This window comes from Propioniciclava sp. LT294, assembly GCF_059516005.1.
The window spans coordinates 36,402-49,269 of sequence record NZ_JCAKNG010000008.1; the positions used below are offsets into that span (position 1 = coordinate 36,402).

The window sequence follows — 12,868 nt, forward strand, 5'->3', positions numbered from 1 at the left end:
AAGGCTTCTCCTTCAAGTGCTCCGTCCACGTTGACGTGCCGGCCCGCGGGCCACCGGACGGCGGAGCGTCCGCCCGGGATGTCCAGCACCCACCGTAGTGGGTCGCGGCGCCACAGGCCTGTCAACCCGGACCCATCCACGTTCTGGTACGGCCGATAGGATGCGCCCATGAGACTCGACCCCGTCGCGGCCCTGATGCTCGACGAGGCCGGCCCTCTGCCGGGACGCGTCCTCGTCGTGGACGACGTCGAGGGCGGGCTCACCCGGGCAGCCGTGGACGCCGGCGCCGAGGTCCTCACCTGGTGCGACGACCTGCGCGATCTGGCCCACATCCCCGAGTCCCACCGCCTGCCCACCCGGCCGCCCGAGGGCTGGGCCCCCGACCTGGCACTCGTCCGCCTGCCGAAGTCGGTCGCCGCCCTCGAGGACTACGCCGAACACCTGGCCCGCATGCTCGCGCCGGGCGGACGCGTGGTGGCTGGCGGGCGCACCAAGCACATGACGCCGAGCCAGAACGTGGCCCTGGGCCGCCAGTTCGCCGAGGTGCGGGCCAGCCTGGGCCGACAGAAGTCCCGTGTGCTGCACGCCACGGGTGCCACGCCCGGACCGCGTCGCTGGCCCACCCGCCGCCACCACCCCGAGGTGGGCGTGACCGCCGTCTCCCGCGGGCCCGTGTTCAACACCAGCCGGCTCGACGATGGCACCCACCTGCTGCTGCGGACGCTGGCGCGCTCGGCCGGTGACATCGCCACGGACCCACGCTCATCGCGCGGTGTGGCCCTCGACGTCGGCTGCGGCTCGGGCATCATCGCCGCCTGGCTGGCCCAGCGCGGCTGGACCACCACCGCCACGGACGTCTCGTACTCCGCGACCCAGTCCGCGCGCCTGACGGCCCGCGCCAACGGCGTGAGGGTGGGCACGCGCCGGGCCGACATGCTGGCCGGGACGCGCTCGAACTCGATCGACCTGCTCGTCAGCAACCCGCCGTTCCACATCGGAGCGGCCAAGGACTCCACCCCGACCCTGCAGATGATCCGCGAGGCGAGCCGTGTGCTGCGTCCGGGCGGGGAACTGTGGCTCGTCTTCAACGCCCACCTGCCCTACCTCGCCGAACTGCGCCTGAACGTCGGCATCACCACCATCGAGGCGCAGGACCGGCACTACATCGTGGCGCGCGCCCTCAAGGACCCGAGCCCGTGACCGAGCCCCGTCCGCGCCCGAAGCCCCAGCCGCAGCGGAAGGCGCGCGCCAAGCGCCACGCCGGGTGGGTGCCGAACCAGCACGGCGCGTGGGCCATGCTCGTCGTCCCCTTCCTCCTGGGAACGTTCCTCCGGCTCACCGATGGGGCGTCGGGTTGGTTCCTGGTCCCGCTGTTCGTGTGCTGGATGGTCGGCTACTTCGCGTTCCACGCGGCCTCCGGTTGGCTGAAGGCCCCGCCGGGGCGCAAGGCCGGCTGGGTGCGTCCGCTCGTGGTGTACACCGCCATCACCGCGGCGGCCGGCCTCCTGACGCTCGTGACCGCGGGCTGGCGGATCCTGCTGTGGGCGCCCGCGTTCCTCCCGCTGGTGGTGCCCGCGTTGTGGCTGGCCGCCCAACGCAACGAGCGGGCCACCATCGGCGGTGCCCTGACGATCGCGGCCGCGTCCCTGATGATCCCGATCGCGCGCCATCCCGACCCGGCCGACGCCCTCGCCACCACCACCTGGCCCACCTGGCTGCTCACGCTGCTCGTGTTCGCCTACTTCTTCGGCACCGTCCTGTACGTGAAGACGAACATCCGCGAGCGCGGGTCCCGCCCGTGGCTGGTGGGGTCCATCGGCTACCACGCCGGCTGGACAGCCCTGGCGGCGGTGCTGGCGGGCCTCGGGATGCTCCCCTGGTGGTGGACGCCGTTCTTCGCCCTGACCACGCTGCGTGCGGCGCTCATCCCCGGCCGCAGGTGGAGCGCCCGGCACATCGGGTACCTCGAAGTCGTCCTCAGCACGCTGCTGCTGGTGTGCTTCGTGCTCTGGCCCGGGCACTGGGTGGACTGACCGGGGTCGCGGGTTAGATTGACGCCATGGTCCCCCCGGGCGTCAACCGCAACCGCTGGAGCTTCGCCATCGGCACGGTGGGCCGCGACATGGTCTATTCGATGATGGCCGTGTTCCTGATCTACTTCCTCACGGAAATCCTCGACCTCGACAACGCCACGATGTGGTGGGTCAACGGCATCTTCCTGGCCGTCCGCCTGCTGGATGCGTTCGACGACGTCATCACCGGGTTCATCGTCGACAACACCCGGACGCGCTGGGGGCAGTTCAAGCCATGGATCGTCATCGGCGCCCTGGCGACGGGTGTGATGACGCTGCTCCTGTTCAGCGACGTCGGCCTGCGGGGCATGCCGTTCGTGGTCGTGTTCGGCGTGGTCTACCTGGTGTGGGGCATCGCGTTCAGCATGAACGACATCGGCTACTGGTCGCTGCTGCCCGCCCTCAGCCTCGATCCCGCGGAGCGGGAGCGCCTCGGCTCCCTGGCCAAGGTGTTCGCCACGATCGGGCTCTTCACGACGGTCGTGGGCATCTTCCCGGCGACGACCGCCCTCGGGGGCGACGCCCACGCCTGGACCGTGTTCGCCGGCATCATCGTCGCCATCATGCTGCTGGGCCAGGCGGTGACCGTCTTCGGGGTCAGGGAACCGCGGATCACCGCCGCCCCCGAGAGCACCCCGCTGCGTGACGTCTTCAGGGTCATCGGCCGCAACGACCAGTTGCTGTGGGTCGCGGCGTCCATGGTGCTGTTCCTGATCGGCTACAACACGACGACCACGTTCGGCACCTACTTCTTCAAGTACGCCTACCGGGACGAGGCCATGTACTCGCCGTTCGCGGCGATCCTCGGCGTCGGCCAGCTCCTCGGCTTCGCGCTGTTCCCCGTGGTCAGCAAGTGGCTCACCCGGCGGCAGCTGTTCACCGCCGCCATGGCCACCATCGCGGCGGGCTACGTCCTGTTCTTCTTCTCGCCGATGAACCTCGTCCCGATCGGGATCGCGGGGCTGATGCTGTTCGTGGGGAACTCGTTCGTGGCCGTCCTGATGATCGTGTTCCTCAGCGACTGCGTCGAGTACGGCCAGTGGAAGCTCGGACGCCGCAACCAGGCGATCACGTTCTCCGTCCAGCCCCTGATCAACAAGGTCGGCGGCGCGGTGGGGACGGCGATCGTCGGCTCCACGGTCATCCTGACGGGCATCAACGAGGCGCCGACGCCGGATGACGTCACACCCGAGGGCCTGTTCGGGATGAAGATCATGATGATGGCCTTCCCGCTGGTCCTGATGTCCATCAGCTACGCCCTCAATCGGCGCTTCTACCGGGTCGACGAGGCGTTCCACGCACGGATCGTGGGAGACCTGCGCGCCCGCGGTGAGTTGGTGGGCTGACCCCCCCGTGTTGCATTTTGTGTCGACAGAGTTGGTCATCATGGTGGTACTTCGTCGACACAAAATGCAGCACGGGTGAGGGCGGACCAACCTTTACAGAAACCTGAATCAGACATCAGTATTGCGTCATGAGTGACCTCTCACCGCGGCGCATCGAGACCAGCCGGCTGACGCAGAACGTCTGGTTCTCCGGCCCTGCGGACGGGGTCCCGCTGCTGCTCATCCACGGCAATCTCTCCAGCGGCGGTTTCTGGCGCTATGTGGCGGCCGAACTGGGCGACGACATCCGTGTGATCGCCCCCGACCTGCGCGGCTACGGCGACACCGACCCGGAGCCGATCGACGCCACCCGCGGGCTGGGCGACATGGTCGACGACGTCCACGCCCTCCTGGAGACCCTGGGCCTGGCGGGCCAGCGCCGGGTCAACGCGGCTGGTTGGTCGATGGGCGCCGGCGTCCTGCAGCAGATGATGATCGAGCACCCCGACGACCTCTCCTCGGTCACCCTCGTCGCCCCGCTGTCGCACTACGGCTTCGGCGGCACCAAGGGGCCGTACGGCGAACGCACCACGCCGGACGCCGCGGCCTGCGGTGCGGCCGGCGCCAACCCGGCGTTCGTCCAGCGCCTCGCCGCCCGGGACCTGGGTGAAAACGACCCGCAGACGAGCCCCCGGATCGTCATGCGCACGTTCTACGGCGGGGGCGCGAACGCGGCCGCCATCGACGAGGACTTCCTCACCGCCGAACTGGTCAAGACCCGCACGGGCGACGACTTCTACCCCGGCACAGCGGTCCCGTCAGCGAGCTGGCCGGGCCTGGCGACCGGTGACCGCGGCGTCCTCAACACCATGAGCCCGAAGTACTACGACGCCTCCGGCATCGTCGACCTCGAGCGCAAGCCGGCGATCACGTGGATCCACGGCAGCGAGGACAGGATCGTCGCCGACGGGTCGCTGTTCGACCTCGCGACCCTGGGCCAGCTCGGCGTCGTCCCGGGCTGGCCGGGCGAGGACGTCCTGCCGCCGCAGCCGATGGTGCAGCAGACCCGGGCCGTCCTGGAGGCCTACCGCGCCAACGGCGGCCCTGTCACCGAGGTGGCGCTGGAGGGCGAGGACCACGGCATCCCGCTGGCGGTCCCGGGCCGGGTGGCGCGGGAGGTCACCGCGATCCTGGTGCGCTGACGCGGAGTGAAAACTTCACTGCCCCACGGCAGGCTTCGCGGCGTCGGCGCGCGAGGGTCGCGCGGGTAGGGTTCGGAGCATGCGCCCGGAACACCTGCCGCTGCTGACCACAGTCGGAGCACCCACCGTCGCCCCGGATGGCTCGTACGCCGTCGTCGCCACCGCGCACCCGTCGTTCGAGGCCGACTCCTCCACCGGGCAGCTGTGGCGCGTCCCGCTCGGCGGGGGCGGGCCCGTCCGCATGACGCGAGGGTTCGCCGACTCCAGCCCGCAGGTCAGCCCGGACGGACGCCTGGTCGCCTTCCTCCGCCGGGAGCCCGGCGGACGCGCCCAACTCTTCGTGGCGCCCGCGTCCGGCGGTGAGGCCGCGCAGGCGACCGACCAGAAGCTGGGCGTCGGCGCCTTCTGTTGGTCCCCCGACTCGCAGCGGTTGGCCTTCACCGCGCGCGTGGCCACAGAGGGCCGCTACGGCACCTGGGAGGGCGTCGACGCCGGCCAGGAGGATCCCCGGCACCTCACCGGCTACCAGGTGCAGGCCAACGGTCTGGGTTGGTCGACCGACCGTGTCGCCCAGCTGTTCGTCGCGGAGGCGCCCGACCCGTACGCCGAGCCGCCGGTCAAGCCTGTCGGGCGGGCCGCACGCGATGCGAAGGCCGCTGCGGGGACGGCCCCCGGCGAGGAGGGGACGTCGTGGAACGTGCCCGCCGCACGCCGGCTCACCGACGGGGCGTGGGACGTCCGCGAGCCCGTCTTCACCCCGGCCGGCGATGCCCTGCTCGTCACCACCAGGACGGGCGAGGACGCCGACGAACACCTCCGCACCGCCATCCACCGGGTGTGTGTCGACACCGGCCGGACGACCCCCGTGGTCGTGGATCCGCACCTCGCGTTCGCCAACGCCTGCCCGGTCGGGGACACCTGGCTGTTCGTGACCGGCACCGACCTCGGGGAGGACGGTCGGGACTTCGTCGCCACCAACGCCGCGGTGTACGTCGTGGCCCCCGACGGCGGCGCCCCCGTCCGCCTCACCGACCCCGAGACCGTCGAGCTGGCCGGACGCCTCGTCCCGGCCGGTCCGGACGGCGTGCTGGCGGTCCGCCCCCACCGTGGGTCGACCGAGGTCCTTCGCGTCGCCGCCGACGGCACGGTGGACACCGTGTGGTCCGGCCGGCCCTCCGCCCAGGCGGTGGCTGAGGTACCCGGCGGCGGGATCGTGGCGTCGGTGGTCCCGGTCGACTCGGCCGGTGAGTTGGTGCTGGTCCGTGACGGCGAACTGCACCGCCTGACCGACTTCGGCGCCCCTCTGCGCGAGGCCACCACCGTCATCGAGCCGCGCGAGCTCACGGCCTCCGCGCCGGACGGTACCGAGGTGCACGGCTGGGTGCTGGTGCCCGAGGGCGAGGGGCCCCACCCTGTCCTCCTCAACATCCACGGCGGGCCGTACGCCCACTACACCGGCGACTTCTTCGACGAGTTCCAGGTGCTCGCCGAGGCCGGCTATGCGGTCGTGGCCTGCAATCCGCGCGGCTCGGGCTCGTACGGCCAGGCGCACGGCGCGGCGATCCGCCACGACTTCGGCAACCTGGACATGGTCGACGTCCTCGCCTTCCTGGACCACGCCACCACCACGGTGGAGGGGCTGGACGCCGAGCGCGTCGGCATCATGGGCGGCAGCTACGGCGGCTACCTCACCGCGTGGATCATCGCCCACGAGCACCGGTTCGCGGGGGCCATCGTCGAGCGCGGGTTCCTCGACCCGGCATCCTTCCTCGGGGCGTCCGACATCGGGTGGTTCTTCATGCCCGCCTACAACGGCACCGACCTCGCAGACCAGGACCGCCAATCCCCCACGCTGCTGGCCGGTCGGGTGCGGACACCCACGTTCGTGATCCACTCCGAGCAGGACCTGCGGTGTCCGCTGGGGCAGGCGCTGCGCTACTTCACGGCGCTCAAGGCGGCCGGGGTGCCGACGGAGCTGCTGGTCTTCCCGGGCGAGGACCACGAGTTGTCCCGGTCGGGCACCCCCTGGCACCGCCGGCAGCGCTTCGAGGCGATCCTGGACTGGTGGGGCCGCCACCTCCCCCTGCGCGATGGCGAGCGTGCCGGGTAGTCTCACGAGGGTGACCATGCCCCGCAGCGCTGCCGCCCTCGCGGTGGCGGCGACGCTGGCCGCGGTGGGCACCGGGTGTGCCGCGCCCGCGGCCTCCGGGGGCCCCATCCCCTCAGTGGCCCCGAAGACCACCGCGGCGGCGGAGCCCACGGCGTCCGCCACGCCGGCGCTGGCGCGCGACCTGACCGCGCCCGGAGCGGCCAAGGCGCTCGTCGCCGACCTGATGCGCGCGGCCGACGCGCTGCAGGCGATCATGGTGACCGTGACCCCCTCGGACGCGGCGGTGACCGTCCTCCGCGAGGGCCAGGCCCAGACCTGGGCGTGGCGCGACAACAGGATCCAGCGGGTGCCGTCCGACATCACCTACGTCGACCAGCACATGTTCGACCCCGACGACTACGACTTCTCCGACCTCGGCGCGCTGTTCCGGGCCGCGGAGTCGGTGTCCGGCTCGCGGCGCGGCCAGTCGCTGCAGATCGTGGACTACTCGGCCGGCCTGGTGTCCATGTCGGTGTCGACCGTGCCGGAGTCGCGGGCGGTGTTCTTCAACCCCGACGGGACCCTGCTGCCCACCCTCGACTTCACGTCGGAGTGGGGGCTCCAGCACGGCTACTCCGACGCCGTGGCCGGACGCCGCCTGGCCTCGGCCATGGGCTTCGGGTCGGAGTTGGGCGTGCAACTGGATGGCCTGCAGGCAGAGGACGGCTCCTTCCAGCGTCGCCAGCGGACCGCCCGCACGCCCGTGATCGTGACGACACGCGTCGACACGACGCTGTTGCGTCCCTTCGACTCGGCGCTCGTGGATCCGGCCGGGGTCTGGCGCGTGTTGTCCGACCTGCACGAACAGGGTGCGTTCGGCCTCGACCAGCCCTGGTCCTGCATCGTCGACGACCGCGCGGCCACCGGTGTGCCGACGATGCACTTCACGGTGGGTGACCGGTCCTTCACCACCGACCTGTCCGGGAACGTGATCCCCTGATCCCGGGGCCCGGCCGCTGGTCAGGAGGCGTCAGGACAGGGCACCCGCGGCGAACGTGTTGCACTGGTTGGGATCACCGCTGTTGAACCCCTTGGACAGCCACGCCTTGCGCATCTGGGAGGACCCGTGGGTCCACTGGCTCGGGTCGATACGACCCGCCTGCATGCGCTGGATGTGGTCGTCGCCCACGACCTCTGCGGCGTTCACCGCCCGGTCGAGGTCGTCCTGGGTGACCTGGCTGATGATGCTGTCCTGCTCGCCCGCCGCGTAGCGGAGCCAGACGCCGGCGTAACAGTCGGCCTGCAACTCGAGGCGGACGGCGGGGCTGTCGGCGCCCGCGGTCTGCCCCCGGCGCTGGACCTGCTCCATGATGCCGGTCAGGTTCGAGATGTGGTGGCCGTACTCGTGGGCGATGACGTACGCCTCGGCGGCATCGCCACCCTCGGCCCCCAACTGCGGGAGCATCGTGGCGAAGAAGGCCTTGTCGAGGTAGACCGTCTGGTCGGCCGGGCAGTAGAACGGCCCGACCTGCGCGGTGGCCTGGCCACAGGCGGTGTTGATCGCGCCGTCGAAGGTGACCGTCCGGGTCGTCTGGTAGCCGGGCAGCGCCTGCTGCCAGTAGTTCTGGATCGAGTTCGTGTACGCGACGTAGCGACACTCGGGATCCTTCTGGATGTCCGCGCCGGTCCGGCAGTGGGCGTACTGGCCGTCGGTCTGCTGCGGAGCCGGTGCGGTTCCGGCACCGAGCAGCGCTCCGGGGTCGAACCCGAACAGCATGGCGAGGATGATGATCAGGATGCTGGCACCGCCTCCGACGGCGACAGTTCCGCCGCGGCCGCGGCCGCCTCCACCCATCTGGGACGGATCGAGCTGGGCTCCCGGGTTGTACTGCACCTCACGCCTCCATCGTCGTCGGCTGGAACTGCGTTGAGCATAGCCAAACGAAAGGCCCTCAGACATGGGCCCGGACCCCGACCCTCCCCGGAGGGGCGACTTGGTTCGCCCGTCGGGGGAGGCCAAGATGGGTGGGTGGAGATCTTGGGCGTGGAGTTGCCGGGCGGGACGCCCGTGCTGTCCTTCACGCTCGGGCACGGGGAGGACCCGTACCAGGTCGCCTGGGAGAACGGCTACCGGGTGCTCCGTCCCCTGTCTGCGTCCGGCACCGTCGAGGACCTCACCGTCACCCTCCAGGTCGTCGAGCACCGGCGTCCCGTCACGCCACGCGGCCCGCAGCGCGTTCGGACGACCCTGCGCCCCGGCGAGACCGCCGGACGCCCCGTGATCCGGCAGCGCCTCGCCGCCTACGCGCTGGTCGTCTCCGAGCGCGGGGTGCTCGCCACTGAGTTCTCCGACAGGACGGCGGTCCCCGGCATGTGGGGGCTGCCCGGCGGCGGCATCGACCCCGGGGAGAACCCCGCCACGACCGTGCAGCGCGAGGTGTACGAGGAGACGGGCCAGGAGGTCGAGATCACGCGGTTCCTCGACATGCAGTCCGACCACTGGATCGGGCACTCCCCCGCGGGCATCATCGAGGACTTCCACGCCGTCCGCCTCATCTACGCGGCCCGTTGCGACCACCCGCTCGACCCGGTGGTCCATGACGTGGGCGGCACGACCGCGAACAGCCAGTGGGTCTCACCGGACCGCTTGCGCGACGTGGCCTGGATCAACGGCTCCCGGGCCCTGCTCGGCAAGCACGGCCAGGACGTGATGCGGATGTTCCGCCGCCGCCGTTCCGCCTGACCCACCTGCAGGCCCCTGGCACAGGATGCGCGAAACCCCCGTCCGTTCGTGCGGACGGGGGTTTCGACGGGGCGTCAGTTCGAGCGGAAGTAGCTCAGAATGCGCAGGATCTCGGTGTACAGCCAGACCATGGTGACGGTCAGGCCGAAGGCTCCGCGCCACGACTCCGAGGCCGGCAGGCGGTTGCGGATGCCCTGCTCGATGTAGTCGAAGTCCATGATCAGGTTGGCCACGGCGAGCACGACGGCGACCGCGGAGACGAGCCACGCCAGCGGGCCCGCGCCGGGGCCGATGCCCCGCAGGCCGAGGTCGCCGCCGAACAACGCGAACACGAAGTTGACGAGCACGACGCCCAGCAGGGCGAAGGTGGAGATCGTCACGATCTTGCGGAAGCGGCTGGTCACCTTGATGCGCAGGAACTTGTAGGCGGCGAGCGTGGCGCCGGCGGCGACGAAGGTGCCCATGACGGCCGCCGGGACGATGCCGCTGTAGAGGTTCTCGAACAACAGGCTGAACGCGCCGATGAAGACGCCCTCGATGAGGGAGTAGGCCAGCACGAAGGCGGGGTTGACCACACGCCGCAGCGACACGAACAGCACCGCCACGAACCCGACGATGCCGGAGACGAGCAGGGCCGGCAGCATCAGCGTCGGCGGGAGGAACATGAACGTGATCGCCGCGGACACGATGAGCGCGCCGAGCGTGATGGCGGTCTTGGTGATGACGTCGTCGATCGTCATCACGTCGGGGCCGGGCTGGGTCTGGTACGGCGCCGGCGCAGCGGGCTGGCCGTACTGCTGGCCGTACTGCTGGCCGTACTGCTGGCCGTACTGCTGGCCGTACTGCTGGCCGTACTGCTGGCCGTACTGCTGGCCGTACTGCGGCGGGGCAGCTTGCTGGAACTGCTCGCTTCGCGTGAAAACAGGGTTCGTGCTACGCATCAGGGTCACGCCTTTCTGGGGGACTCGCTGTTCATCCTAAACAACGGTGCCAACCCGGCGCCGTATTCCGTCCCGAGACCGGACATCCGTGCCCCCGGCGGGATTCGAACCCGCACTGAAGCGGGTTTAAGCCGCCTGCCTCTGCCGTTGGGCCACGGGGGCCGGTCCGGACGCCGTGGGAGCGGCCGGACGCGGTGGGTGCGAGTCTAGGACGTCGCCGCGTCGTCCGGGTCGCGGAGCAGGCGGGCGACGATCCCGTCCAGGATGTCCGTCTCGCTGACCGTGAGGTCGACGACCATGCGGGCCGCGATGCGGTGGCAGATGAGCGCGCCGGCGCAGATGACGTCCGCGCGGCCCGGGACCATCGTCGGGATGTCCAGCACCTCGGCAACCGGCATGGCCAGCAGGCGCTGGGCCAGGTGACCCAGTTCCTCACGCGTGACCCGCGAGCCATGGACGCGCTCCCGGTCGTACTGCGGCAAGCGCTGCGCGATGGCCGACAGCGAGGTCACCGTGCCGCCGACCCCGAGCCACGTGCGCGGTGCGTCGAAGTCGACACCCGAGGCGTCGAGCAGGTCGTCGATGAACTCGGACGCCTCGCTGACCTCCTCGAGGGTCGGCGGGTCGGACGCCAGGAACCGTTCGCGCAGGCGTACGGACCCCATGTCGAGGGAGACACCGCGCGCCGCTCCACCGGTCTGCCCGAGGATGAGTTCGGTGGAGCCACCGCCGATGTCCACGACCAGGGCCGGGCCCGGGGCGTCCGGCGCACCGCTGACGGCCCCGTCGAAGGAGAGCCGGGCCTCCTCGTCGCCGCTGATGACCTCGGCGTCCACGCCCAGCCGTTCGCGCACGCCGTCGAAGAACTCCTCGCGGTTCCCGGCGTCCCGGGCGGCGGAGGTGGCGACGAAGCGGACGGCGTCGACGCGGTGCTCCCGCACCAGGGCTGCGTACTCGTCGCACGCGGCGAGGGTGCGGGCCAGCGCATCCGGGTGGAACTCCCCGGTCGAGTCGACCCCCTGGCCGAGCCGCGTGATGCGCAGGTCGCGCGCGATCTCGCGGACGCCGTCGCCCGACTGCTCGGCGATGAGGATCCGGATCGAGTTGGTGCCGCAGTCGATGGCAGCGACGCGGCTCACTGCTCCCCCTCCAGGCACGGGCGCTCCCAGAACGCACCCAACGCGTCCAGCGTCTCGTCACCGAGCGGGTTCACACCGCGGCCGGCGGCCAGGGCATGGCCCGCCAGGACATGGAGGCACTTCACGCGGGTGGGCATGCCGCCGGCGGAGATCCCCGCGATCTCGGGGACATCCCTCAGCGCGGCACGGTCGGCGAGGTAGGCCTCATGGGCGGACACGTGACCCGCGGCGAGTCCGGCGTCGGAGCCGAGACGCTCGGTCATCTCGGCCATGAGGCCCTCGGCCTCGAGGGTCGAGCAACCCGCGACGGCGCGCGGGCACGTCAGGTAGTACGTCGTCGGGAAGGGGGTGCCGTCCGGCAGGCGTGGTTCGGTGGCGACGACGCCGGGCTTGCCACAGGGGCAGCGCCAGGCGATCCCGGCGATGCCGCGGGGCTCGCGTCCGAGTTGCGCCGCCAGGATGGCGACATCGACGTCCGAGGCTGGTTCGAGTGCAGGCACGGCGGCCACCCTACCGCTGGGGGCGTGCGTCGCGGGGTCAGCGCCCGGCCGGCTCATCGGCCGGGGCGGGCTCGGTGGCCGTGTCGGGCGACGGGGCGGTGCTCAGCGGATCAGTCTGCTGGGGCGCCGCGTCCGCATGGCGCAGCGAGGTGGCGAGCTTGTCCCACCAGCGGGGAGCGAGTTCGCTCGTCTGGGCGTCCCCCACACCCTCGATGGCACTCGTGCCCGACAGCACCTCGCCGTCGCGGCTCACGACGCGGTAGCCCACCTCGCCGGGCATGACCCAGCCCAGTCGCTCGCGCGCCCGGGCCTTCACGTAGGCGGGGTCGCTCCAACGCGCGAGGGCGTCCTCCAGTTGGGCGACGCGAGCGGTGTCGCGGTCGATCTGTGCCTGGGCGGCCGAGAGCTGTTGGCTCTGGACCACCCACACCCGCAGCGAGCTCGCGAACGACAACCCGAGCACCGCGACCACGGAGACCAGCACCAGGGCACGCCTGGTGAAGACCAGGTTCTTCGGGGGACGGGGCAGGTGGGCTGCGGCTCGCGCGAGGGCCGAGTTGCGGACGGGGGCCGCTGGAGGCGGCTGCGCGCCAGGCGTCTGGATCGGGGACGACGGAGAACCCGCGCCCGCCTCGCCGGCCGAGGACCGGGTGCGTTTCGTCGAGCGTCCGGGCCCGGACGGCTGGCGATTCAGCCGGTTCTCACGCACGTCTCCTGCGCCTCTCGTCGGGGAAGGTTCGAGGTGTCCCTCAGCCTAGGTGCCCGGCGCGCGGCCCGGGTGCGCGACACTCAGCCTTGCCACATCTGATCGCGTGGCGAACCCGCCTCTGATGTGGCAAGCCTGAGTGTCGGCGCTG

The 12,868-nt window shown here is 71.3% G+C and carries 12 protein-coding genes and 1 tRNA gene; 7 read left to right on the forward strand and 6 right to left on the reverse strand.

Annotated elements, in window-relative coordinates; all coding sequences use genetic code 11:
• Positions 1–168: 168 nt before the first annotated feature.
• The 6 genes from AC5YDA_RS11250 to AC5YDA_RS11275 all read left to right on the forward strand — a co-directional run bounded on the left by AC5YDA_RS11250 (position 169) and on the right by AC5YDA_RS11275 (position 7,688).
• Positions 169–1,200 (forward strand): class I SAM-dependent methyltransferase, encoded by a 1,032-nt coding sequence (locus AC5YDA_RS11250; RefSeq protein WP_496188529.1) that lies wholly within the window; start codon positions 169–171, stop codon positions 1,198–1,200.
• Entirely contained in the window at positions 1,197–2,033 is an 837-nt protein-coding gene (locus AC5YDA_RS11255) for a YwiC-like family protein (protein WP_496188528.1), read from the forward strand. The genes AC5YDA_RS11250 and AC5YDA_RS11255 overlap by 4 nt, the downstream gene beginning before the upstream one ends.
• 26 nt (positions 2,034–2,059) lie before the next feature.
• Positions 2,060–3,418, forward strand: a complete 1,359-nt coding sequence (locus AC5YDA_RS11260; RefSeq protein WP_496188527.1) for a glycoside-pentoside-hexuronide (GPH):cation symporter — start codon at positions 2,060–2,062, stop codon at positions 3,416–3,418.
• 128 nt (positions 3,419–3,546) lie between these two features.
• Complete coding sequence (locus AC5YDA_RS11265; protein WP_496188526.1) at positions 3,547–4,599, forward strand: alpha/beta fold hydrolase; 1,053 nt, start codon at positions 3,547–3,549, stop codon at positions 4,597–4,599.
• Between the two features lie 79 nt (positions 4,600–4,678).
• Positions 4,679–6,709 (forward strand): alpha/beta fold hydrolase, encoded by a 2,031-nt coding sequence (locus AC5YDA_RS11270; protein WP_496188525.1) that lies wholly within the window; start codon positions 4,679–4,681, stop codon positions 6,707–6,709.
• A gap of 10 nt (positions 6,710–6,719) precedes the next feature.
• The gene (locus AC5YDA_RS11275; RefSeq protein WP_496188524.1) at positions 6,720–7,688 is read left to right on the forward strand and encodes a hypothetical protein; all 969 of its coding nucleotides are present in this window, start codon (positions 6,720–6,722) and stop codon (positions 7,686–7,688) included.
• Between the two features lie 30 nt (positions 7,689–7,718).
• Here the strand turns inward: AC5YDA_RS11275 and ypfJ are convergent, their stop codons facing one another.
• On the reverse strand, positions 7,719–8,582 hold the full coding sequence (ypfJ, locus tag AC5YDA_RS11280; protein ID WP_496188523.1) for a KPN_02809 family neutral zinc metallopeptidase: 864 nt from the start codon (positions 8,580–8,582) through the stop codon (positions 7,719–7,721).
• 135 nt (positions 8,583–8,717) lie between these two features.
• Here ypfJ and AC5YDA_RS11285 point away from each other — a divergent pair, with 135 nt between their 5' ends.
• A complete protein-coding gene (locus AC5YDA_RS11285) occupies positions 8,718–9,431 on the forward strand; it encodes an NUDIX hydrolase (protein ID WP_496188522.1) in 714 nt (237 codons plus the stop codon).
• A gap of 74 nt (positions 9,432–9,505) precedes the next feature.
• On the opposite strand, the gene AC5YDA_RS11290 is transcribed toward AC5YDA_RS11285, so the two are convergent.
• The 5 genes from AC5YDA_RS11290 to AC5YDA_RS11310 all read right to left on the reverse strand — a co-directional run bounded on the left by AC5YDA_RS11290 (position 9,506) and on the right by AC5YDA_RS11310 (position 12,720).
• Positions 9,506–10,372, reverse strand: a complete 867-nt coding sequence (locus AC5YDA_RS11290) for a Bax inhibitor-1/YccA family protein (protein WP_496193022.1) — start codon at positions 10,370–10,372, stop codon at positions 9,506–9,508.
• A gap of 89 nt (positions 10,373–10,461) precedes the next feature.
• Positions 10,462–10,534, reverse strand: a tRNA-Leu gene (locus AC5YDA_RS11295).
• Between the two features lie 44 nt (positions 10,535–10,578).
• Entirely contained in the window at positions 10,579–11,511 is a 933-nt protein-coding gene (locus tag AC5YDA_RS11300) for a Ppx/GppA phosphatase family protein (protein ID WP_496188520.1), read from the reverse strand.
• Positions 11,508–12,011 carry a DUF501 domain-containing protein gene (locus tag AC5YDA_RS11305; protein ID WP_496188519.1) on the reverse strand — a complete coding sequence of 168 codons (504 nt, stop codon included), beginning with the start codon at positions 12,009–12,011 and terminating at the stop codon, positions 11,508–11,510. Before AC5YDA_RS11305 ends, AC5YDA_RS11300 begins: the two co-directional genes overlap by 4 nt.
• Before the next feature lie 37 nt (positions 12,012–12,048).
• Positions 12,049–12,720 (reverse strand): FtsB family cell division protein, encoded by a 672-nt coding sequence (locus AC5YDA_RS11310; protein ID WP_496188518.1) that lies wholly within the window; start codon positions 12,718–12,720, stop codon positions 12,049–12,051.
• Positions 12,721–12,868: the final 148 nt, after the last annotated feature.